Annotated in this window: 24 protein-coding genes and 1 tRNA gene; 15 read left to right on the top strand and 10 right to left on the bottom strand. The window is 71.6% G+C overall.

Annotation, left to right across the window (positions count from 1 at the left end):
• The first annotated feature begins 91 nt into the window (after positions 1-91).
• Positions 92-1,963 (top strand): protein kinase, encoded by a 1,872-nt coding sequence (locus ABZ815_RS17510; protein WP_357698903.1) that lies wholly within the window; start codon positions 92-94, stop codon positions 1,961-1,963.
• A gap of 39 nt (positions 1,964-2,002) precedes the next feature.
• Here ABZ815_RS17510 and ABZ815_RS17505 read toward each other — a convergent pair whose 3' ends face one another.
• Positions 2,003-3,034 (bottom strand): M48 family metallopeptidase, encoded by a 1,032-nt coding sequence (locus ABZ815_RS17505; RefSeq protein ID WP_357698901.1) that lies wholly within the window; start codon positions 3,032-3,034, stop codon positions 2,003-2,005.
• Between the two features lie 87 nt (positions 3,035-3,121).
• Between ABZ815_RS17505 and nadD the strand changes: the two genes are divergently transcribed.
• From nadD to ABZ815_RS17490, 3 genes are all read left to right on the top strand, one after another.
• Positions 3,122-3,739, top strand: a complete 618-nt coding sequence (gene nadD, locus ABZ815_RS17500; RefSeq protein ID WP_357698899.1) for a nicotinate-nucleotide adenylyltransferase — start codon at positions 3,122-3,124, stop codon at positions 3,737-3,739.
• A 91-nt stretch (positions 3,740-3,830) separates the two neighbouring features.
• Positions 3,831-4,226, top strand: a complete 396-nt coding sequence (rsfS, locus tag ABZ815_RS17495) for a ribosome silencing factor (RefSeq protein WP_357698897.1) — start codon at positions 3,831-3,833, stop codon at positions 4,224-4,226.
• Positions 4,223-4,852 carry a histidine phosphatase family protein gene (locus ABZ815_RS17490; RefSeq protein WP_357698895.1) on the top strand — a complete coding sequence of 210 codons (630 nt, stop codon included), beginning with the start codon at positions 4,223-4,225 and terminating at the stop codon, positions 4,850-4,852. The genes rsfS and ABZ815_RS17490 overlap by 4 nt, the downstream gene beginning before the upstream one ends.
• A gap of 9 nt (positions 4,853-4,861) precedes the next feature.
• Here the strand turns inward: ABZ815_RS17490 and ABZ815_RS17485 are convergent, their stop codons facing one another.
• Complete coding sequence (locus ABZ815_RS17485) at positions 4,862-6,049, bottom strand: FAD-dependent monooxygenase (protein ID WP_357698893.1); 1,188 nt, start codon at positions 6,047-6,049, stop codon at positions 4,862-4,864.
• A 154-nt stretch (positions 6,050-6,203) separates the two neighbouring features.
• Between ABZ815_RS17485 and ABZ815_RS17480 the strand changes: the two genes are divergently transcribed.
• Positions 6,204-7,115, top strand: coding sequence for a TetR/AcrR family transcriptional regulator C-terminal domain-containing protein (locus ABZ815_RS17480; RefSeq protein ID WP_357698891.1), 912 nt, complete (start codon positions 6,204-6,206; stop codon positions 7,113-7,115).
• A 66-nt stretch (positions 7,116-7,181) separates the two neighbouring features.
• Positions 7,182-7,254 (top strand) — tRNA-Ala (locus ABZ815_RS17475).
• 84 nt (positions 7,255-7,338) lie between these two features.
• Here ABZ815_RS17475 and ABZ815_RS17470 read toward each other — a convergent pair.
• On the bottom strand, positions 7,339-8,631 hold the full coding sequence (locus ABZ815_RS17470; protein WP_357698889.1) for a PHB depolymerase family esterase: 1,293 nt from the start codon (positions 8,629-8,631) through the stop codon (positions 7,339-7,341).
• 152 nt (positions 8,632-8,783) lie between these two features.
• On the bottom strand, positions 8,784-9,755 hold the full coding sequence (locus tag ABZ815_RS17465; protein ID WP_357698887.1) for a YafY family protein: 972 nt from the start codon (positions 9,753-9,755) through the stop codon (positions 8,784-8,786).
• A gap of 46 nt (positions 9,756-9,801) precedes the next feature.
• Here ABZ815_RS17465 and ABZ815_RS17460 point away from each other — a divergent pair, with 46 nt between their 5' ends.
• The gene (locus ABZ815_RS17460; protein WP_357698885.1) at positions 9,802-10,257 is read left to right on the top strand and encodes a hypothetical protein; all 456 of its coding nucleotides are present in this window, start codon (positions 9,802-9,804) and stop codon (positions 10,255-10,257) included.
• Between the two features lie 20 nt (positions 10,258-10,277).
• On the opposite strand, the gene ABZ815_RS17455 is transcribed toward ABZ815_RS17460, so the two are convergent.
• The 4 genes from ABZ815_RS17455 to ABZ815_RS17440 all read right to left on the bottom strand — a co-directional run bounded on the left by ABZ815_RS17455 (position 10,278) and on the right by ABZ815_RS17440 (position 14,444).
• The gene (locus ABZ815_RS17455) at positions 10,278-10,556 is read right to left on the bottom strand and encodes a hypothetical protein (protein WP_357698882.1); all 279 of its coding nucleotides are present in this window, start codon (positions 10,554-10,556) and stop codon (positions 10,278-10,280) included.
• A gap of 84 nt (positions 10,557-10,640) precedes the next feature.
• Complete coding sequence (locus tag ABZ815_RS17450; protein ID WP_357698880.1) at positions 10,641-11,126, bottom strand: hypothetical protein; 486 nt, start codon at positions 11,124-11,126, stop codon at positions 10,641-10,643.
• 50 nt (positions 11,127-11,176) lie between these two features.
• The gene (nhaA, locus tag ABZ815_RS17445; RefSeq protein ID WP_357698877.1) at positions 11,177-12,973 is read right to left on the bottom strand and encodes a Na+/H+ antiporter NhaA; all 1,797 of its coding nucleotides are present in this window, start codon (positions 12,971-12,973) and stop codon (positions 11,177-11,179) included.
• A gap of 100 nt (positions 12,974-13,073) precedes the next feature.
• A complete protein-coding gene (locus ABZ815_RS17440) occupies positions 13,074-14,444 on the bottom strand; it encodes a Dyp-type peroxidase (protein ID WP_357698874.1) in 1,371 nt (456 codons plus the stop codon).
• A gap of 141 nt (positions 14,445-14,585) precedes the next feature.
• Between ABZ815_RS17440 and ABZ815_RS17435 the strand changes: the two genes are divergently transcribed.
• Both ABZ815_RS17435 and ABZ815_RS17430 read left to right on the top strand, forming a co-directional pair.
• Positions 14,586-15,185 (top strand): TetR/AcrR family transcriptional regulator, encoded by a 600-nt coding sequence (locus ABZ815_RS17435; protein ID WP_357698872.1) that lies wholly within the window; start codon positions 14,586-14,588, stop codon positions 15,183-15,185.
• A gap of 41 nt (positions 15,186-15,226) precedes the next feature.
• Positions 15,227-15,607: a hypothetical protein gene (locus ABZ815_RS17430; protein WP_357698870.1), complete on the top strand. Its 381-nt coding sequence runs from the start codon at positions 15,227-15,229 to the stop codon at positions 15,605-15,607.
• Here ABZ815_RS17430 and ABZ815_RS17425 read toward each other — a convergent pair.
• Both ABZ815_RS17425 and ABZ815_RS17420 read right to left on the bottom strand, forming a co-directional pair.
• A complete protein-coding gene (locus ABZ815_RS17425) occupies positions 15,583-16,077 on the bottom strand; it encodes a DUF523 domain-containing protein (RefSeq protein ID WP_357698868.1) in 495 nt (164 codons plus the stop codon). The two genes, ABZ815_RS17430 and ABZ815_RS17425, sit on opposite strands and share 25 nt — an antisense overlap.
• Positions 16,047-17,402: a DHA2 family efflux MFS transporter permease subunit gene (locus ABZ815_RS17420; RefSeq protein WP_357698865.1), complete on the bottom strand. Its 1,356-nt coding sequence runs from the start codon at positions 17,400-17,402 to the stop codon at positions 16,047-16,049. Before ABZ815_RS17420 ends, ABZ815_RS17425 begins: the two co-directional genes overlap by 31 nt.
• Positions 17,403-17,444: 42 nt before the next feature.
• Between ABZ815_RS17420 and ABZ815_RS17415 the strand changes: the two genes are divergently transcribed.
• The 6 genes from ABZ815_RS17415 to ABZ815_RS17390 all read left to right on the top strand — a co-directional run bounded on the left by ABZ815_RS17415 (position 17,445) and on the right by ABZ815_RS17390 (position 21,711).
• Positions 17,445-18,134 (top strand): TetR/AcrR family transcriptional regulator, encoded by a 690-nt coding sequence (locus tag ABZ815_RS17415; RefSeq protein WP_357698863.1) that lies wholly within the window; start codon positions 17,445-17,447, stop codon positions 18,132-18,134.
• Positions 18,135-18,145: 11 nt separating this feature from the next.
• Positions 18,146-18,508 (top strand): hypothetical protein, encoded by a 363-nt coding sequence (locus ABZ815_RS17410; RefSeq protein ID WP_357698860.1) that lies wholly within the window; start codon positions 18,146-18,148, stop codon positions 18,506-18,508.
• The gene (locus ABZ815_RS17405) at positions 18,490-18,882 is read left to right on the top strand and encodes a hypothetical protein (protein ID WP_357698858.1); all 393 of its coding nucleotides are present in this window, start codon (positions 18,490-18,492) and stop codon (positions 18,880-18,882) included. Before ABZ815_RS17410 ends, ABZ815_RS17405 begins: the two co-directional genes overlap by 19 nt.
• A 31-nt stretch (positions 18,883-18,913) precedes the next feature.
• Positions 18,914-19,531: an SRPBCC family protein gene (locus tag ABZ815_RS17400; RefSeq protein ID WP_357698855.1), complete on the top strand. Its 618-nt coding sequence runs from the start codon at positions 18,914-18,916 to the stop codon at positions 19,529-19,531.
• Between the two features lie 111 nt (positions 19,532-19,642).
• Positions 19,643-20,893, top strand: a complete 1,251-nt coding sequence (locus ABZ815_RS17395) for an MFS transporter (protein ID WP_357698852.1) — start codon at positions 19,643-19,645, stop codon at positions 20,891-20,893.
• Positions 20,890-21,711 (top strand): metal-dependent hydrolase, encoded by an 822-nt coding sequence (locus ABZ815_RS17390; RefSeq protein WP_357698850.1) that lies wholly within the window; start codon positions 20,890-20,892, stop codon positions 21,709-21,711. Before ABZ815_RS17395 ends, ABZ815_RS17390 begins: the two co-directional genes overlap by 4 nt.
• The last annotated feature ends 11 nt before the right edge of the window (positions 21,712-21,722 follow it).

Genomic DNA, 21,722 nt, shown 5'->3' with positions numbered 1-21,722 from the left:
AGGTTCAACGGCTCCGGCGCGCCGCGGGCGTCAACTGTCGTCCCAGCGCTAGGGTTGTGTCCCTTATGGGCGCGCCGGGCGGGGAGGGACGGTGAGCAAGCTCGGCAAGGTCGGGCCGTACAGCCTGGTCGAGCGGCTCGGCCGAGGAGGGATGGGCGAGGTCTACCTCGCCACCACCCGCCGTGGCGAGCAGGTCGCACTCAAGGTCCTCCACGACCTGACCGAGGACGAGATGTCCCGGGTCAGGCTGGAACGTGAGGTGCGCGCGCTGCGCAGGGTCGAGAGCCCCTACGTGGCCAAGGTGCTCGACGCCGATCTGAGCTGTGCCCGGCCGTACCTGGTCATGGAGCACATCGAGGGCGTCACGCTGCTGGAGCGCGTACGCCAGAGCGGGCCGCTCGACCTGGGGCAGCTCGTGCACATGGCGCAGGGCATCGCGGCGGCGCTGGCCATCATCCACGCGGCCGGGGTCGTGCACCGTGACCTGAAGCCGGGCAACATCATCATGGGCACCGAGGGGCCGGTCCTCATCGACTTCGGCATCGCGCAGGTGCTCGACGCGACCAGGCTCACCATGACCGGCACGTTCCTCGGCACGCCCGGCTACACCGCGCCCGAGATCTTCGCCGACGAGCAGGTCGACTCGCCCGCCGACGTGCACGCCTGGGCGGCCACCGTGGCGTTCTCGGCGACCGGGCGGCCCACGTTCGGGCGCGGCACGGCCGAGGCGCAGATGTACGCGGTGCTGAACGGGCAGGCCGACCTCAAGGGCGTGCCGGTGGCGCTGCTGCCGCTGGTGCGGGCCGCGCTCAACCGGGAGCCCGGCAAGCGGCCCACCGCCGCGCTGCTGGCCGACCGGCTCTCCCGGCTGGCCAAGGCCACCAGCGGCCCCGACGGCGACGCGCCCGCGGCCGCCGAGGAGGCGTCCAGGGGCGAGAGGGAGCGGAGCCGGGCGAACGGCGCGGCGGCCGAGATCCCCGCGCCACGCGGCCGGACCGGCACGGAGGGCAAGACGCCCGTGCCGCGCACGCGTACCGGCGTGGACGGGAAGCCGTCCGTACCCAGGAACCGGACCGAGCCGCCGGCGGCGAGGAGCCGGGCCGAAGGCGCCGCCTCGGGCACGCGCCCCAGGCCGGGCACGGACGGCGCGGCCTCCGGATCGCGCACCAGGACGGGCACCGACGGCTCGACCCCCGGCCCCCGCGCCAGAACCGCAGCGGACGGAACGCGCGCCAGGACCGGCGCCGACGGGACGCGGGTCAGGGCCGACGGCGCGGTTCCGCCGCCGAGGGGCAGGACCGGCACCGACGGCAAGGCCGCCGCGTCCCGGTCCAGGACCGGCGCGGAGCCCAAGACGGGCCCGCGCGCGCGGGCGACGGCGGCCGTGCGGAGCAGGTCACAGGACGGCGGCCGGCGGGGCAGGCTCAGGGCCGAGTCGCCGACCACGCTGCCCGCGGGCAACACCGCTCTGCTGCTGCTCGCGGTGCTGGCGGTGCCGTGCGTGGTGACGTCGGTGATCTGGCCGATCGCCTCCATCGCCATCACCACGGCGTTCGTGGTGCTGACCAGGACGCTCTGGATGAGCCATTGGCTGGTCAGGAAGCGCAGCGCGCGTCGCATGCGGATCGCGCTGCGCGTGTTGCTGTTCCCGTTCGCGCTGACCGGGGCGGCGGCGACCGCCGTGGTGTGGCCGGGGGTGCCCGTCGCGGTGGCGTCGGGCGGCGCGCTCTGGGTGACCGGGGGCGGTCAGATCGACTCCGACTGGTGGCAGCAGCCGGCGCCCGTGACGGTCGCGGCGGTGGTGTTCGGCATGTTGTGCGGCGGTATCACCGGGCGCGAGATCGAGCGGATCGGCGGCAAGCTGCCGGAGTTGCGCAGGGAAGGGCTGCGCGCACTGGCCGTGCTGGGCGGGTTCGTCGCCCTGTGCGCGGCCGCCGTGCGCGCGATCGCCCTTCTGCTGTAGACGGCGAGGCTGCCGCAGACGGCGAGGCCGGCCGGCCGGTCAGCCCTGGCCGCCGTCGCGGCGCGAGAAGCGGTTGAAGATGCGCTCGCCCGCGTTCACCGCCCCTTCGGCCACGTCGCGCAGCACGCCGATGAACGGGTCCTGCGACTGCGACCAGGAGGCGCGGTAGGACTCGGCCGCCGCCTTGATCTCGTCGGTCACCCGTGCGTTGGCGTCGTCCTCGCGGCGCGGGTAGTCGCCGCCGATGATGCGGTCGTACTCGCCGCTGCGCTGCCACTTGTCGAGCTCGGCCACGCGCACCACGGCGAACGGGTGGGTGGTGCCGAGCAGGTTGAGCACCTTGAGGAAACCGTCGCGCAGGTCGCCCGCGGTGTCGTACTCCTGGTACTGCGCCAGGAACGCCTCGATGTTCATCTCGTGGGTGTAGGCGCCGCCGGCGAGCTTCATCAGCGCGCGCTTGGCCGAGTCGGGGTTCTGGGCGGTCAGCAGGCCGCCGCGGTCGGAGGAGAGCTCCGACTTGCGATACCACTCCTCCAGGCCCGCGACGATCGCGCGCAACCCGATGTAGCCGAGCGGGATCCAGGCGACGCGCGTGGCGAGGCGGGTGAGGATGTCGAGCATCGTCCGGTAGACCGCGTGACCCGACAGGATGTGGGAGGTCTCGTGGCCGATGACGAAGCGCTGCTCCTCTTCGTCCATGAGGTTGAGCAGGCCGGTGGTGACGACGATGAACGGGTCGTCGAAGCCGATGGCCTTGGCCTGGACCTGCGGGTCCTGCTGGACGTAGATCTCCGGGATGCGGTGCAGGTCGAGGGTGTAGGCGGCGTCGCGGCCCATGTCGTACAGCGCACGGAACTGGGTCTCGCTGACGCGCACGGACGACGCCAGATACATCAGGCGAAGTCGGCGCTCACTTACAAGGCCGGACATCTGCTTGAGAACCGTGTCGAACCCACTCAACTTACGCAGAGCGACCAGGGCGGACCGGTCTGCGGGGTGTTCGTAGGCACGGGACGAGATGCCGGGCAGTTGGACGCGGTTGCGGTCCGGGGTGGTCGTCATGCCCGGCATGCTACGTCCGCAACGGAGGGGATGCGCGGACATCACCAAGGGGGGTGCCATCATGTTCGGGTACCACGTCCACGTAAGGTCCGATTCATGATGAACGCGCCTGGTATCCAGGGGAAGCGGCGGGTAGGTGTGATGGGTGGGACGTTCGATCCCATCCACCACGGCCACCTGGTCGCAGCAAGCGAGGTCGCCCATCACTTCGACCTCGACGAGGTCGTGTTCGTGCCGACCGGGCGGCCGTACCAGAAGTCCGGACGCGAGGTGTCGGCCCCCGAGGACCGCTATCTGATGACGGTCATCGCGACGGCCTCCAACCCCCGCTTCTCCGTGAGCCGGGTCGACGTGGACCGCCCCGGCCCCACCTTCACCATTGACACGTTGCGCGACATCTCCACCGTTTACGGCCCGCAGGTGGACCTCTACTTCATCACCGGCGCCGACGCGCTCGGCGCGATCCTCGGCTGGCAGGACGCCGACGAGCTGTTCGAGCTGGCGCACTTCGTGGGCTGCACGCGTCCGGGGCACACGTTGCACGATCCGGGACTGCCCGAGGGCAGGGTGACACTCCTGGAGATTCCCGCGCTGGCCATCTCCTCGTCGGAGTGCCGTCAGCGGGTGTCCAAGGGGGAGCCGATCTGGTATCTGGTACCCGACGGAATCGTGCAGTACATCAACAAACGAGGGTTGTATCACGGGGAAGGCTGAAGCTCTCCGTGCCGTGGGTGAGGGGTTTCGGCCTGGAAGGGTACCCTCGGTATATGGGCATGCTGCCGACACAGGAGGACAGACCCGCATCGTGACCGCATCCGACAGATCCGTTCAGCTCGTCCAGATCGCCGCCGAGGCCGCGGCCGACAAGCTGGCCGATGACATCCTCGCCTATGACGTGAGCGAGCAGCTCGTCATCACCGACGCCTTCCTGCTCTGCTCAGCCACGAACGACCGCCAGGTCCGCGCCATCGTCGACGAGATCGAAGACCGGCTGCGCACCGAGGCCGACGCCAAGCCCGTGCGCCGCGAGGGCGAGCGCGAGGGCCGCTGGGTGCTGCTCGACTTCATCGACATCGTCGTGCACGTCCAGCATGAGGAAGACCGCACGTTCTACGCGCTCGAGCGCCTGTGGAAGGACTGCCCGGCCATCAGCCTGCCGGAGAGCGTCATGCTCGCCAACATGCAGCGGGCCCGCAGTTGAGCAGGCGGATCGTCTGCCTCCGCCACGGACAGACCCTGTGGAACGTGGAGCACCGCTTCCAGGGGCATTCCGACATCCCGCTCGACGAGACCGGCGTCGCGCAGGCGGCCAGGGCGGCCTCGCTGCTGGCCTCGCTGCGGCCCACCCTCATCGTCTCCTCCGACCTCCAGCGCGCCCATGACACGGCCCTGGCGCTCGGGCGGCTCGTCGGGCTCGACGTGAGCGTCGACAAGGACTTCCGCGAACGCGGCGGCGGTCAGTGGGAAGGGCTGACGCGCGACGAGATCGCCGCGCGCTGGCCCGAGGAGTACGTCGCCTGGGAGGCCCCCGACGGCGAACCCGTCTCCGAGGTCGCGGTCCGGGTGGCGACCTCCATGCGCAAGTGGGCGTCCCGGCTCGACGACGACGGGCTCCTGGTCGTCGCCTCGCACGGCGCCGCGCTGCGCCTCGGCATCTGCGAGCTGCTCGGCCTGCCCGAGGAGCTGTGGCCGACGCTGGGCGGGCTGGGCAACTGCTCCTGGTCGGTCCTGCAGGAGGGCCGTCAGGGCTGGCGGCTGCTCGAACACAACGCGGGCACCCTTCCCGAGCCCATCAGCAGCGACGACCGCCCCGAAGCGGTCGTGTAGCCGACCGGCTCAGGCCGGCCGCGCGGGGCGGCGGGCGCCCTGCCGGGTGTGCTCCGGCAGCGTGATGGCGCTCGCGGCCTTCTCCGTCATCCGCTTCACCATGCCCTTGCCCGGCAGGTACGGCAGCATGCGCATCAACTGGTTCCGCCGCCAGATCCGCGACCGCGTGCCCGGCACAAGGTATTTGTCGGCCCCCTCGGCCTGCTTCTGGCACACCTGGACGTACGGCCTCATCCGCCGTTCGTAGGCGTCGAACGCGGCCGCATGGTCGTCGGGGGCGGCGGCCAGCTCGGCGGCCAGCACGTACGCCCCGACCACCCCGAGCCCGGTGCCCATGCCGCCGGGGCCGGGGGCGTACCCGGCGTCGCCGACCAGTGCCACCCGGCCGGACGACAGGCGGGGCAGGACGACCTGGGCGGCCTGCCAGAAGAAGAAGTCCTCGGCTGTCTCCATGGCCGCCAGCAGCGACGGCACCTGCCAGCCCACTCCCCGGAACGCCCGCGCGATCAGGGCCCGCTGCGCCGCCTGGTCGCGGTGGTCGAGGTCGAGCGGGGGTGTGGCGAAGTCGAGCGCCGCCCTGGTGCGTCCGTTCGTCCTGACAATGGTGGCGCAGCGGCCCGGCACGTTGTGCATCAGGCCGTCATGGTCCAGGCCGTACGTGCCGGGGACGGAGAAGATCGCGCCGTAGAAGCCGAGATGGCGCAGGGGAGTGGCGGGGAAGGCCAGCTCGCGTACCTTGCTGCGGATGCCGTCCGCGCCCACGACCAGGTCGAACGTGCGGGGCGCGGCCTTTTCGAAGGTGACGTGCACGCCGTCGGGGCGTTCGGTCATGGAGGTGATCGAGTCGTCGAAGAGGCGTTCGGCGGGGGCGGCCTCGTTCAGGATGCGGGTCAGGTCGCCGCGCAGGATCTCCACCTCGCCGCTGAACACCTCGGACGGCAGCCCGGCCAGCCGTCTGCCGTCGCCGTCGACGATGGCGATGTCGCCCATTCCGGTCTGGGCGGCCCTGATCGTGTCCAGCACGCCCATGCGCCTGAGGACCTCCAGTTGCGGGACGCCGCGGAAGTCGACGGCCTGGCCGCCGGTGCGCAGGGCGGGGGCGCGCTCGACGACCGTCGGCCGGAACCCGTGGCGGGCCAGCCAGTGGGCGAGCGTGGGCCCGGCGACGCCGCCGCCGGAGATGAGTACGGCCTTCACGGTGGCCTCCCTTGATAGTGCGCTCTGTACGTTGTACGCGTACCGTAGGTTCGGGTTTCGGAGCAGGCAAGAGGGGCGCCCGGCGCACTAGTGCGGCGGTGAGGTGCCGTCAGGGGTGCCGCGCCTGGTGCACTAGTGCGGGAAAGGGGTGGCCGTGGACCGGCCCGTCCATCTGCGGATCGCGGACGAACTGCGCGATCGCATCACCGACGGCGACCTGGCCCCGGGGGACCGGGTGCCGTCGACCCGGGAGATCATCCGGGAGTGGGGGGTGGCGATGGCCACCGCGACCAAGGCCCTGGGCAGGTTGCGCGAGGACGGGCTCACCCGGGCCGTGCCGGGCGTCGGGACCGTCGTCGCCGGGCCCGTACGGCGGGCCGCGCAGGACCTCACCCGGCAGCGCATCGTGCGCCAGGCGATCGGGGTCGCCGACCGGGAGGGGCTGGCCGCCGTGTCGATGCGCCGGCTGGCCGCCGACCTCGACGTCTCGGCCATGTCCCTGTACCGGCACGTGGCGGGCAAGGACGAGCTCGTCCTGCTCATGACGGACGCCGTCCATGGCGAGGAGCCGCCCGCGGGGCAGGTGCCGCGTGGCTGGCGTCCGCAGCTGGAGCTGGAGGTCAGGCAGTTGTGGCGGGTGCATCTGCGGCATCCGTGGCTGGCTCAGGCGGTCTCGCTGACCCGGCCGCAGTTCGTACCGCATGGCATGGCGCACACCGAGCGGCTGCTGCGCGCCCTGGACGGGCTCGGCCTCGACGCCGGCACCATGCTGCACGCCGTCGTGGCGCTGGTGAACTTCATCCGGGGCAACGCCGTCAGCTTGGAGGCGGAGTTGCAGGCGCGTACCGAGACCGGGGTCACCGAGGACGAGTGGATGAGCGAGCACGAGGGAGAACTGGGGGAACTGCTCAGCTCCGGGGCCTATCCCACGTTGGCCAAGGTCGTCACCGCGCCCGGCCTCGACCTGGACCTGGATTCCGTCTTCGAGTTCGGGCTGCGCAGGCAGCTCGACGGGCTCGCCGTGCTGGTGGCGCGGGCGCAAGCGGGACGGCGGTCGGGCGATTAGGCGAAAGGGCGCGGATGGCTATATGCTCTCGGAGCGCCGCAACGGGTGGACCCGAAGCGGTGACCAGGGGCTATGGCGCAGTTGGTAGCGCGCCTCCATGGCATGGAGGAGGTCTGGGGTTCGAATCCCCATAGCTCCACACAGTTTCTTTCCCTGGTTCGAGTGGCCTCCAAGGGCCGAACCCGGTGGGGCTCGGCCCTTGAACGGCTCCCAGGACGAACGGTCAGTTGCAGGGGCTGTTGTTCAGCGTGAAGGCGGCGGGCGCGGCCGTGTTGCCGGTGTGCGTCGCCTGGAATCCGAACGACGTCGACGCGCCGGGCGCGAGTGTCGCGTTGTAGGCGACGTTCCTGGCGGTGACCTGGCCGGCCGCGGGGGAGACCGTGGCGTTCCAGGCCGAGGTGACGGTCTGGCCCGGGGGCAGCGTGAAGCCCAGCGCCCATGACGACAGGGTCGAGGCGCCGGTGTTGGTGATCGTGACGTCCGCCGTCAGGCCCGTGTTCCAGGCGTTGGTGGTGTAGGAGACGCGGCAGGCGCCCGGCGGGTTCGTGGTCGGCGTGGGCGTGGGCGTCGGCGTCGGGGTGGGCGTCGGGGTGGGCGTCGGGGTCGGGGTCGGGGTCGGGCCGCCGGTGGTCAGGCCGAGGAAGGCGACGGCGGCCGCGGCCATCCCGCCGGTGGGCAGGCTGTGCCCGACGCCCTGGACGCTCACCGCCTCGACCTGGGCGGTCGTTCCCGTGCCGCCGTACCTGGTCCTGGTCCAGCTGGGCTGGGGCTGGTCGGTGAGGCTCGGGGTCTGGGGCAGGCCGTGGACGTTCGTCCACTGCTTGATCTCCTCCTGGAAGTTCGGGTAGCGCAGGGTGGAGTCCTCGGTGCCGTGCCACACCTGCATGCGCGGGCGAGCGCCGGTGTAGCCGGGGTAGGCGGCTCGTACCAGGTCACCCCATTGCTGCGGGGTCTTGGTGATCTGGCCGTTCGCGCACGCGCTGTTCCAGCTCGAACCGTCGGTGGTGGCGAAGCAGCCGAACGGCACGCCCATGAACGCCGCCCCTGCCTGGAACATGTCCGGATAGTCGCCCAGCAGCACGTTCGTCATCATGCCGCCGGAGGAGGCGCCGGTCACGTACGTGCGGGCGGGGTCGGTGGCGTACCGCTGCTGGACGTACCGGACCATGGACACGATGCCGACGGGGTCGCTGCCGCCGTCGTGCCGCAGCGCCTGCGGGGAGGAGACGTCGAAGCAGGAGCCGCTCCTGGTCGCCGACGGGTAGATCACGATGAACTTGTAGCGGTCGGCGAGCGAGGCGAACTCGGTGCCCGAGTAGAAGGCGGGGCCGGAGCCGGTGCAGTAGTGCACGGCGACCAGCACCGGCGGACGGGTTCCGACGCCGTCGGGGACGTACAGGTGCATGCGCAGGTTCGTCGGGTTGGTGCCGAAGCCGGTCACCTCGGTGAGCTGCGCCGAGGCGGCCGGAGGAGCGGTGATCAGGCCCGCGACGGCGAGCGCCGCGATAGCGATCACGGCGCCTGCCAGTCGAGCTCTCAGGTTCATCGGGTTCCTCTCGTTCGCCTGAAATATTGCGAGTATGAAGAGAAACTTTCGGCATGGCAACGGCCGGACCCTCGGCAGGGCTCTGACCTGCGCGGGCCGAGAAGGGGGCGTGAAAGTTTCCGTCAGGCGTAGCGCCGGGCCAGCTCCGCCGCCGCCGCGCCCAGGGCCTCGCGCAGCGCGGACGGGGACAGCACCTCGGCGTCGGTGCCCAGTCGCAGGAATTCGCCGAGCGCGTGCTCCATCGACTCGATCGGCACGGTGACCCGCGTCCAGCCCTCGGCGTCCGGCGGCTCGGCGGTCTCCCGCGCCGCCGCGGCGACGCCGGGCGTCATGAGGTCGGGCAGGCGTTCCAGGCCACGTGGCGACAGCCGGACCACCGCCTCGCCGCGCCTCAGCCTGGCCTCGAACTCGGCCAGGTAGCCCTGCCAGTAGTCCGCCAGGCAGAAGCCCTCGGGCCTGGCGAACGTGCCGGGGAGTGCGTGCAGGTCGAGGATCTGGGAGACGCGGTAGGTGCGTACGTGCTCGCCGCAGCGCGCCACCAGGTACCACCGGCCCGCCTTGACCACCAGCCCGTACGGCTCCAGCCGCCGCTCCACCTCCTGCGGCGCCTTCCACCGCCGGTAGGTGACCTGGACGGGCCGCTCGTTCCACACGGCGTCGGCCACGGCGGGCAGGTAGGTGACCGGTTCGGCGTCGCGGTACCAGGAGGGCGCGTCGAGGTGGAAGCGCTCCTGGATGCGGCCCGCGCGGTCGCGCAGCTCGACGGGGAGCGCGGCCATCAGCTTGAGCTGGGCCGCGGTCACCACCGCGCCGAGTCCCAGCTCGGCCGCCGGACCCGGCAGGCCGGCCAGGAACAACGACTCGGCCTCGTCGGTGGTCAGCCCGGTGAGCCGGGTGCGGTAGCCGGCGAGGAGCTGGTAGCCGCCGTTGGGCCCGGCGTCGCCGTAGAGGGGGATGCCGGCGGCGTGCAGGGACTCCATGTCGCGGTAGATGGTGCGTACGGAGACCTCCAGGCGCTCGGCCAGGTCGTGGGCCGTCATGCGGCCGCGCGTCTGCAACAGCAGCAGGATCGAGACCAGGCGGGAGGCGCGCACGGTCACTGACACTACATGTCAGTGACCCGGCCGTACGTTCGCTCACATGAACGACTTCGATTTCCTGGCAGGCACCTGGGACGTCCTGAACCGCAGGCTCGTCAAGCCGCTGTCCGGCAGCGACGAATGGGACGAGTTCCCCGGCCGGTCGGTCGCGACCCGGCACTTCGACGGCGCGGCCAGCGTCGACGAGATCGCCTTCCCGACCAAGGGATGGCACGGGATGACCGTACGCGTCCACCACCCCCGGACGGGGCAGTGGTCGATCTACTGGGCCAGCAGCGCGAGCGGCACGCTGGACACCCGGCCCATGGTGGGCGCGTTCACCGGGAACCGGGGCGAGTTCCACGGCGAGGAGACCCACGAGGGCCGGCCGGTGCGCTGCCGGTTCCTCTGGACCGTCGTGGACGAGCACCGGGCCAGGTGGGAGCAGTCGTTCTCGGCGGACGAGGGCGAGACATGGGAGACCAACTGGACGATGGACTTCACCCGCACATCCTGACCCGGAGTTTCATGCGGGCCTCAGGGCGCCTGGCCGCGCACCCACAGGACCGTGCCCACGGCCAGCACCGCGACCAGCAGCAGGAGCCCGCCCACCAGGATCACCCACCGCCAGGCCGACTTCGGGGGCGGCGTGGGCTCGTACAGGGGGACGTCGGGGAGCATGTCCGGGGTGTAGGGCAGGCTCTGCGTGTACGGCGCGTCCGGCGGTCCCTGCGGGGGCAGGGACGTCTGCTCCGGATGGGGGACGCGGTGGATGACGGTCTGGTTCGGATCCGGCTCCTGCGGCTCTCGCTTCATGATCCCCTCAGACGCGGCGCTGGAGGTGGGTTACGCCGACATTGTCATACTTGCCGGTGAAATGCCGTCCAGACGTCGGAAGGCTCAGTAACCGCTCTGATCGCCCCCGGGAGGCTGAGGCGGCTGCCAGCCGGCCTGAGGACCGGGCTGGGGACCCGCCTGAGGACCGGCCTGGGGGCCCGGCTGGGGGGCGGGCTGCTGGTACGGCTGCTGGTACGGCTGGTGGTACTGCTGCGGGGGCTGCTGCCAGCCGGCCGGGGGCTGCTGCGGCGCGTTCCGGCGCGCGACGACGGCCCAGATCAGCAGCCCGATGCCGACCAGGTGGAAGAGCGAGGAGATGAGGTACGCGAACGGCAGGACGGCCATCATGCTGCTGCCGTACGACTCGATCAGCATCTGCGTCAGCAGGCTCAGCACGAGGTTGATCAGCGTGCCGATCAGCAGCAGCCCGCATCCCGACATGCCGAGGACGGCCGCGCGGCCCACGTGCCGCCTGTTCATCCCGATCATGACGACGCCCACGACGAGCAGCAGGGCGGTCAGGAGGGTGGGGAGCAGATTCGTGAGCATGTTGAGGAAACTCATTGGGCGACTCCAGCCAGAAGGGGACTCGGGCGACGTTACGGGGATTCGCGCAGTTCTTCCACCGCGCGGCTGATCGACTGCAGGTCCAGGCCGCCCTTGTGACGGCGGCCGTTCAGGAACAGCGTGGGGGTGCCGCGTACGCCGCTCTCCTTGCCGGACGCCTCGTCGAGCGCGATGCGTGAGGTGTGCCCGGCCACGTCCCCCCAGGGGTCGGCGTCGAGTTCGGCGGCGTAGTGTTCGAGGTCGGCGTCGGTGAGGAAGCGCTGGTTGTCGTAGAGGATGTCGTGCATCTCCCAGAACCGCCCCTGGTCGGCGGCGGCCTCGGCGACGATCGCGGCGGACGCGGCCCGGGGATGCAACGACCGGATCGGGAAATGCCGGAAGACGAGCCGTACGTCGGGGTTCTTGCGCAGGATCTCGTCCAGGACCGGGTGGAGACGGCCGCAGTACGGGCACTCGAAGTCGCCGTACTCGACGATGGTCACCTTCGCGTTCGCCGGACCCCGCACGTGGTCCTCCGGGCCGACCGGGACGGACAGCACGTCGGGCAGCTCCTCGTCGGGCTCGGCCTCCGGAGGCGCGCAGACGCCACCACGGTCCCAGGCCATCCGGAAGATCACCCAGCCCATCGCGGCGGACAGCAGCGACCCGGCCAGGATGCCGATCTTGGCCTGGCTCTGGACGGCCGGGTCGTCGAAGGCCAGGTCGACGATGAACAGCGCCACCGTGAACCCGATCCCGGAGACCGCCGCGCCGCCCAGCAACTGCCCCCACACCAGGTTCCCGGGCAGGATGCCCCAGCCGAGCCGCAGCGGCAGCCACGTGCCGAGCGAGATCCCGGCGAACTTGCCGAGCAGCAGCCCCAGCGCGATCCCGAGGGAGATGGGCGAGGTCAGGGCCGCCCGCAGGGTCTCGCCGTCGAGCCGCACCCCGGCGTTGGCCAGCGCGAACACCGGCACGATCACGTAGCTGCTCCACGGATGCAGGCGGAGCTGGAGCCGTTCGTTGACCGAGACGGCCCGCTGGACGCGCCGCGTGGCCTCCCTGGCCGCCCGCGCGCTCGGCTCGGTGGTGAACTCCTGGACGGCCTCGCCCGCGAGCAGCAACTTCTGGTCGCTGGGCGCGTAGACGAAGACGAGGACGCCGAGCGCGATGCCGACGAGCGTCGGGTGGATGCCGCTCTCCAGCGTCGCGACCCACAACCCGAACCCGAGCGCGATGTACGCCGGCGCCCGCCAGATCTTCAGCCGGCGCAGCAGCACGATCGCCGCCAGCAGCACGACGGCCACCACGAGCGCGGTGAGCTGCAGGCTCGTCGTGTAGAAGATGGCGATGATCATGATGGCCAGCACGTCGTCCACGATGGCCAGCGTCAGCAGGAACGCCCGCAGCGGGTCGGGACAACGCGCGCCGACGACGGCCAGCACGCCCAGCACGAACGCGGTGTCGGTGGCGATGGGCACGCCCCACCCGCCCGCGCCGGGGCCGCCGAGGTTGAGCGCGAGGTAGACGGCGGCGGGGACGAGCATGCCGCCGAGGGCGGCCACGGCCGGCACGGCGATCAGCCGCCGGTCCCGCAGCTGCCCGAGGCGCACCTCGTAGGAGACCTCCAGGCCGATCACGAAGAAGAACACGCTCATCAGGCCGTCGTTGACCCAGTGGCGCAGGTCGAGGGAGAACTCCGCGTCGCCGAACGAGATGCCCATGGGCAGGTGCCAGAACGCCTCGTAGGTGCCGGACCACGGCGAGTTGGCCCAGAGCATGGCCAGGGCGGTGGCCACGAGCAGCACGCTCGTGCTGCCCGCCTCCGTCTTGAAGAACGCCCGCAACATCGTCAGATCTCCCCCCGGAGATCCGATCTTAGAACCCCGCCCCGACAAGAGCCGGAGCGGTGGGTGGCCCGGCGGGGGGCGTCCCCGCCGGGCCCGGGTGTCACAGGTTGCGGAGGTAGGCCAGGGACGGCGCGAAGAAGTACTCGCCGCCCTTCATCGTGATCGTCTGGGTGACCTGGGCCTGCAGGGACGACGGCTCGGCCCGGCCCCACACCTTCGGCCAGCTCACTTTGACGTCACGGGCTCCCTGCCCGATGACCGGGTCGTGGCCGGTCGCCGGGTTCTGGAAGTCCTCGTTGTTCGCCCAGCTCTGCTGCGTGAACTCGAACTGGGCGAGCAGGCTGCTGTTGAAGGCCATGAACAGCAGGCCGACCTCACCGCTCGGGCGGGTGCGGGGCGGGGAGTCGTCCCAGGGGTCGTCGGTGCGGTCGCCGTACGTCTGGCCCCGGCGGGCCATGAGGACCTCGCGGCCGAACGATCGCGGGTTCGTCTTCCTGATGTGCCCGCTGAAGGGGCACTTCGAGCCCGGGTCGTCGTCGAAGGTGAAGTCGTTGGCCACCGGGCCGCCGCCCGGCTTGGCCTTGAGCGTGACGGGGGTGCCGTCCTTGAAGCGGCCGACGAGCATGGCGCCCGCCCGGTCGCGGTCGGCGCCGAGCAGGCCGAGGGCGTCGGCCAGGTCCTGCTCGATCTCCTTGAACGCCCGTACGTTCTGCTCCAGCTTCCTGAAGACCAGGTAGCTGCCGAAGTGCCGCTGCGGGTGCGGCGCGAAGGGGTCGGCGACCAGGATGTTGGAGAGCGGGAAGGCGGGGTCCCAGTGCTCCTTCGGCTCCTTGTCCACCTCGTCCTTCACGAACAGCGGCTGGCTGCGGCCGTCCACGTACCCGAAGTGCTCGATGCCGTCGCCGGCCGGGTTGCGCATGCCGTGGCCGGTCTCCTCGCCGAGCAGCCGCGCGCCGGCGGGCAACTCGCCCAGGATCTCCTCGCGCAGCTCCTCGACCCGGTCCTGGCGGGCGTCGCCGATGAGGATGACGGCGTGGATCTCCCGCTGGTAGGCGGGCTCCCACTCGGTCACCGGCGGGTCGTCCACCTCGGCGACGCGCCGCTTCATGCCGTCGCGGAACACCTTGTCGCCGAACTTGCGCACGTCCTCGACGGAGTGGCCGAGGTCGCGGTAGCCGGCCTTGCTGATGCCGATGCCGACGTACGGAGTGCCGCGCCGGCCGTTCGCGCCGAACTCGCGCACCTCCTCAAGGTGGCGGCGCGCGGACTTCATCTTCGTGACGGCGATGTGCCGCAGGAACGCCTTTCCCGCGGCGACGTCGTTGAACCTGACGAACAGCACGGACAGATGCTCGCGCACGTGCGCGCGGAGAATGTTGGGCTGGAGATTGTCCAGCATCTCCTTGGTGTCCGCGTCGAGCGTGGCCGAATCCCAGGCCAGGGGTTGTGCGTTGTTCAGGTCGACAGTCATTGTCGCCGAATCCTTTCCCCGTTTCGAAATGATCCGGGCCCCCTTGCACCTGTACGACTCCTGGGAAAGCGAGAAAGTTTCCGTTTGATCGGGCCGGTTCGATTTCCCGATCAAACCTGGCGGACCGTACATAATGACCGAATGAAGAACCGGGGCTGGGGACGTTCCAGTGGCACCCGCGACACCCTGCTGCGCGCCGCCCGCGAGGTCTTCCTGGCCAAGGGGTACGCCGAGGCCACGGTCGCCGACATCGTCGAGACGTCGGGCATCAGCGTCGGCAGCCTGTACCACCACTTCGGCGGCAAGCCGGGCCTGTTCCTCGCCCTGTGGGAGCAGTTCATGCGCGACCAGGAGGAACGCACCTCCCGCGCGGCCAAGGCCACCGGGGGCGCCGGCGAGGAACGGTTCCTGGCCGGCGCCCGCGCCTACCTGGAAGGCTCGTGGGAGCAGCGCGACGTGGCCCGGCTGTTCCTGGAGAACGACGGCCCGGCCGAGTTCACCACGTTGCGCAGGCAGCGCGGCTGGGAGTGGATCGGCGGCAACAAACGGCTGCTCGGCCTGGCGGACACGCCGGAGAGCAACGTGCTGGTGGCCCTGCTGACCACCGTGATGGGCGAGGCCGGGCGCGGGGTGGCGGCCTGCGAGTCCGACGACGACGCCCAGGTGACGATCGGCGAGGTGATCCGGATCGTCCGGCGCATGCTGGCTACCACGGGCGGCGTACCGCGGCCTTCTCCCTGAGGACGATTCCGCCCGGCCCCGGCGGTGCGAGCGTGGAGCCCATGGACGCACTGCGCAAAGCCCTCGGCGCGCTCTCGCTGGTCTACGCGCTGATCTTCTTCGGGGCCGCGCTGCTGCACGCGGGCATCCCGCTCGGCCCGATGTCCCAGCCGGTCGTGCCGCCCGCGGTGGTCGTGGAGACATTGTGCGCCCTGGGCCTGCTGGCCGGCGGCTCCGGCGCCCTGTCCCGCCGCCCGTGGGCCTGGGACGGCCTGGTCTACACCCACGCGGGGGCTCTGGGCGGCGTGCTGATCGGCATCCTGGCGCTGGCCCTGCGGCCTTCGGCGGCCACGACGCTGAGCACCTGGTTCCACGACACGATGGCGGTGCTGCTCGCCGCCGGCCTGGCGGGGGCCTTCTACGCCTCCAGGTCGCGCAGGTAGCCGGCCGCCTCGGGAAGCTGCTCCTCGGTGAACACGCGGACGCCGTGCGCTTCGAGCAGGGCGGTGGTCACCCCCTGGCCGGGCACCCGCCGTCCGCCGAAGGTGCCGTCGTAGACGGCCAGCGCGCCGCACGAGGGGCTGCCCTCCTTGAGCACGGCGAGCCGGACCCCGGCCGAGCGGGCGGCCTCCAGCGCGGCCCGCGCCCCCGCCACGAACTCGGCCGTCACGTCGGAGCCGTCGCTCGCCAGCACGCGCGCCGCGCCGGACAGCACGGCCGCCCCGCCCGCGCCGCCCTCGATCTCGGCCGCCGGGCGCGGAACGGGCAGCCCGCCCGTCACCTCGGGGCAGACCACCACCAGCCGCCCTTCCTCCCGCCAGCGCGCGAGCAGGGCGTCGGCGCTGGTCTTCGCGCCGCCGTCGTAGCGGACGCGGCGGCCCATCAGGCAGGCGCTGACGAGGATTCTCTGCACGTCCCCGATCCTATGAGCGCGATCGGCACCAGCGAGACGGCGGCCAGGACGACCGCGCAGCCGAACGCGTACGCGAACGGCCGCTCCACCCCCGCCCTGGTGAACGCCTGCGTCAGCACGGTCAGCAGGGCGACGCCGAACGGCGCGGCCAGGCGTACGGCGATCGTGCTCAGCGTGGTCGCGGCGGGGAGGGCGGCGCGGCCCAGCGTGGTGAACGCCGCCGCCATCACCGACGTGGACACCAGCCCGTGCCCCAGCCCGAGCACGAACACCGGCACGAACCCGCCGAAGAGCGCGAACGCCGCGATGCCCAGCACGGCGACCACCACCCCCGCCGCGCCGACGCCGCGCGGCCCCCTGCTGTCGGTGAGCCGGCCCGCCAGCGGCATGGTGATCGCCGCCCCGACGCCCATCGGCGCCAGCAGCAGCCCGGCGTCCAGCGCGCCGCCGCCCTCGGCGAACTGGCTGTAGAGCGGCACGAGCACGGTGACGCCGAACGCGGCCGCCGAGTAGCACGCCATCGCGAGCACCGCCGAGGCGAACCTGCGGTCGCCGAACAGCCGCAGGTCCACCAGGGCGTCCGGCCGCCGCAGCGCCCGCACCGCGAACGCGGCCACCAGCGCGAGGCCGCCCCACAACGTCGGATACGGCGGAGCGGCGCCGTCGCCCACCTCGGCCAGGCCGTGGACGAGCGCGGCCAGGCCGGGGGAGAGCAGCGCGAGCCCGGTGACGTCGAGCCGCCGCCGGTCCGCGCCCGGCTCGCGTGGCACCAGGGCCAGCGCCGCCACCAGCGCCGCGGCTCCCACCGGCAGGTTCACCAGGAACATCCAGCGCCAGCCGAGCCCTTCCACGATCACCCCGCCGAGCACGGGCCCGAGGACGGGCGCCAGCATCGCCGGCACCGAGATCATCGCCATCGCGCGGCCCATGCGCTCCCGGCCGGCGGCCTGGGCCAGCATCGTCTGCCCGACCGGCAGCAGCAGGCCCCCGCCCAGCCCCTGGAGCGCGCGGAAGGCGATGAGGCTGCCGATCGACCAGGCCGCGGCGCTGAGCGCGGACCCGGCGGCGAACAGCACGAGCGAGACCAGCCACACCCGGCGCGCGCCGAAGCGGCCGACCGCCCAGCCGGTGACCGGCACGGTCATCGCCAGGGCCAGCAGGTAGCCGGTGACCACCCACTGCATGGTGGCGGGGGTCGCGCCGAAGTCGCGCGACAGGGTGCCGAGGGCGACGTTGACGATCGTCGTGTCGAGCATCGTCATGATCACGCCGAGCAGTACGACCAGGGCGGTCGCCCGGAAGGAGCTTCGTACGCTGTATCGCATGTCGTACACCGTATCAGTTTCGTACGGTGTAGCATCAAGGGCATGAGTTCCGTGTGGTCGCGTCCGGGGCCGCCACGGCGTCCGGCGCTGACCAGGGAAGCGGTCGTGGCCGCGGCGGTGGGGGTCGCCGACGCCGAGGGGCTGGGCGCGGTCTCGATCCGCCGGGTGGCCGCTGAGCTGGGCGCGCGCACGATGACGCTGTACTCCTACATCGAGCGCAAGGAGGACCTGCTCGCCCTGATGGCCGACGAGATCGCGGCCGAGGTGCTGGTCGAGGAGCCGCTGCCGGCCGACTGGCGGGCGGCGCTGCTGCTGCTGGCCGGGCGGGAACGCGAGGTCGTGCGCCGCCACCCGTGGCGGGTCGAGCTGATCTCCCAGCGCGTCGCCGTCGGGCCCAACGGGCTGCGGCACGTCGAGCAGAAGTTGTCGGCCTTCGACGGGCTCGGGGTCGACCGGCTGCGGGCCTGGCGCTATCTCGCGGCGTTCAACGACTACATGACGGGGTTCGTGGTCAGGGAGGCGCTGGAGCGGGGGCAGCCCCGGCAGGGCGGCGTCAACGAGGCCGAGCGGGCGGCCGTGGCCGAGCCGTACATCAGGGAGCTGATCGAGAACGGCGAGTTCCCCAGGCTGGCGCCGGTGATCGAGCAGGGTGTGGCCGGGGCCGACGACAACTTCGAGCGCGGCCTGTCGTGGGTGCTGGACGGAATCGAGGGCGACCTGCACGGGCGCTAACCTGTGTCCCGATGAACACCACCGTCGCCACGATCGTCATCGTCGGCTCACTGCTGCTCATGCTGGCCAGCCTGGTCGTCGCCGTCCGCAACCGTCCCATGGGCATGGTCCTGCTGGTCGGCTTCGCCATGCTGGAGGTGGCGATCCTGGTGCAGGCCGGGTTCGTGATCGCGGCGGTGTCCGGCGGCGAGGGGCCGCCGGAGAAGGCCACGCTGTTCGGCTACATCGGCGGCCAGGTGCTGATCCCGCCCGCCGGGGTGTTCCTCGCGCTGGCCGAGCGCAGCCGGTGGGGCACGGCGATCCTGGTCGTGGCCGGGTTCGCGATCGCGGTGATGAACGCGCGGCTGCTGCAGATATGGCAGGGCGTGGCGTGACCGCCCCGATCGGCACCGGCCCGGGGCGCGCGCTGGTCGCCGTCTACGGGCTGTTCTCGCTGGCGGCGGGCGCGCGGGCGGCCGTGCAGATCGCCACCAGGTTCGGCGAGGCGCCGCTGGCCTACTCGCTGTCGGCCTTCGCCGCGCTGGTCTACGTCGTGCTCACCGTGGCCCTCGTGCGCGGCGCCCGCCGGCTCGCGCTGGGCGCGCTCGTCATCGAGCTGGCCGGCGTGCTGGTGATCGGCACCGCGAGCCTGGTCGACGCGGCGGCCTTCCCCGACGCCACAGTGTGGTCGTCGTACGGCAAGGGCTACCTGTTCATCCCGCTCGTGCTGCCCTTCGTGGGCCTCTACTGGCTGCTGCGCAGGCGTTAACGCCCGCCGTGCGCGGGCAGTGACAGACCCCATGAGCACGATCGAGCACTCAGTAGACGTCAACGTCCCGATCCGCGTGGCCTACAACCAGTGGACCCAGTTCGAGAGCTTCCCCGAGTTCATGGAGGGCGTGGAGTCCGTCAAGCAGATCTCCGACACGCTCACCGAGTGGGTGGTCGAGATCGCCGGGGTCCGCCGCGAGTTCCAGGCCGAGATCACCGAGCAGCACCCCGACGAGCGCGTGGCCTGGCGCGGCACGGACTCGCCGCACCACGCGGGCGTCGTCACCTTCCACCGCATCGACGCCGACACCACCAAGGTCACCCTCCAGATGGAGTACGACCCCGAGGGCGTCGTCGAGACCGTCGGCGACGCGCTGCAGATCGTCCGGCTGCGCATCAGGAACGACATGGAACGGTTCAAATCGTTCATCGAGTCGCGCGGCGGCGAGACGGGCGGCTGGCGCGGCGACGTCCCCGGCGCCCACCAGCACCAGCACGAGCACGGCTCCACGTACGGCGACACCGGCGCGCCGGTCCCGCCCGGCACGGTCGGCGGCGGCGACTACCCGCCCGGCGGCACCCTGCCGCCTCCCGGGCCGGTCCCCCCGCGTAACCAGCCCCCGGAGGGCCCGAGCCCGGTCCTGTAGGGCCATCTCCCCCTGAGATCATCAGCCCCCGCTCCGGGGGCTTTCTCATGTCCAGGAATAAAGGGACATTTCGGTCCTGTTAAGGTGGTGATTCGTCCCATGATTTGATGAGTGGAGGACCTTCCCAGCATGAGCGTGCTCGCCCAAGAGGCCCGTGGCAGAACAGGCAGAACCGCCCCCCTGGCCTGGCTTCTCGTGCTGGGGATCGTTCTCGCCGCGCTCAACCTGCGCACGGCCGTCACCAGCGTAGGACCGCTGCTCGACCAGCTCGCCGGGGCCCTCGGCATGAGCAGCGTCGGCACCGGCCTGCTCACCACGCTGCCCGTGCTGGCCTTCGCCGGCGTCGGCGCGATCACTCCCACGCTGGCCCGGCGGATCGGCGAGCACCGGCTGCTGCTGCTCGCGCTGGTCACGCTCGGCACCGGCATCCTGGTCAGGTCGCTGGTGGGGTCGGCCCCGGTGTTCCTGCTGAGCAGCGCGGTGGCGCTGTCCGGCGGCGCCGTGGGCAACGTGCTCATCCCGACGCTGATCAAGCGTCACTTCCCCGGACGTACCGGGATCATGACCACCGTCTACACCACGGCCCTGGCGGCGGGCACCATGCTGGCCGCCGCCGCGACCGTGCCGATCGAGCGTGCGTCGGGGGACTGGCACATCGCGCTCGGCGTGTGGGCGGCCCTGGCCGCCGTGGCCGCCATTCCGTGGCTTGCGCTGCTGCGCAGTGAGCCGGAGCGGGACACGGGCAGGCGGGACGCGGGCATCTCGACCCTGCTCAGGAGCAAGCTCGCCTGGATGGTGGCGGTCTACTTCGGCACCCAGTCGATGATCGCCTACATCATGTTCGGCTGGCTCGCCACGATCCTCACCGACGGGGGATACACCTCCTCGCAGGCCGGGCTCATCCTCGGCGTGTTCACCGCCCTGAACATCCCGGTCTCGATCCTGGTGCCCACGATCGCCGCGCGCTTCCGCGACCAGCGGCCGGTCGTCGTGGGGCTGGTCGTGTTCTACGCGATCGGCTTCCTCGGGCTGTGGTTCGCGCCCGCCTCGACCGCCATGGTGTGGGTGGTGTTCGTGGCGGTCGGCATGGGGTCGTTCCCGCTGGCGCTGATGATGCTGGGGCTGCGCACCCGTACGGCGGAGTCCACGGCCGCGCTGTCGGCCTTCGGGCAGAGCGCCGGATATCTCATCGCCGGCGCCGGTCCGCTGCTGGTCGGCGTGATCTACCAGATGACCGGCGGCTGGGAGCTGACGTACGCCCTGCTCTTCGGCGTGATCGTCGTCCAGCTCTTCACCGGCCTGTACGCCGGCCGTGACCGCTACCTGGAGGACGAGCGCGCCCCTGCCACAATGACCAGGTGAGATCCACTGTCGTCACCTTCCCCAACGGCCACGTCAGCGGCCGTTCCCCGATTGTCGGGGCCGTGCCGGTGGGGGACCGGCACGGCCTCGTCACTGCCGAGACGCCGTTCCATCCCCTTGACCACACCTGGCCCGACCAGCCCGCCGATCGGGGGACGCTCGGCGAGCTGCCGGTCGTCGACTGCGTGACAGGGGCCCAGTCGAACGACGGTGAGATCTTCGTCGGCGAGTCCATCCCCGTCCGGCGGGGCACCGAGGGCTGGGAGTGGCTGGTCGTCCACGTCACGGAGACCCCGTTGCCCGTCGGCACGGAGGTGGCTCTGGAGGTGGACGCGGGATACCGGGCGGCGCTCTCGGCCGGCCACACCGCCTGCCACCTGGCCGCGCTGGCGCTCAACGCGGCGCTCGCGGACAGGTGGCGCAAGGAGGTGCGGCTGGACCGGCTCGGCAATCCCGACTTCGACCAGACGGCGATCACCTCCTCGCGCATCCTGCCGCACGGCAGCGTGGACGAGTACCGCCTCGGCAAGTCGCTGCGCAAGAAGGGCTTCTCCGCCGACGACCTGGACCTGACCGAGCTGGCCCGGCGGGTGAACGAACGGCTCCGGACGTGGGTGGCGGCCCGTGCGCCGGTCCGGCTGGACGTGCCGGGGCCCGGTCTGACCGCGTTGCGCACCTGGCACTGCTCGCTGCCCGAGGGCGAGGTGTCGATCCCGTGCGGCGGCACGCACGTGCGCGACACGGGGGAGCTGGGCACGGTCGAGGTCGCGTTCTCGCTCGAAGAAGCCGCCCTGACCATGCGCACCACCTGCGGGTGACCTCGCACCGG

The sequence above is a fragment of the Nonomuraea sp. NPDC047529 genome (genome assembly GCF_040642995.1).
In the GTDB taxonomy this organism is placed as follows: Bacteria; Actinomycetota; Actinomycetes; order Streptosporangiales; family Streptosporangiaceae; genus Nonomuraea.
Note: the sequence above shows the minus strand (reverse complement) of the source record. Positions and strands in the feature narration are given on the sequence as shown.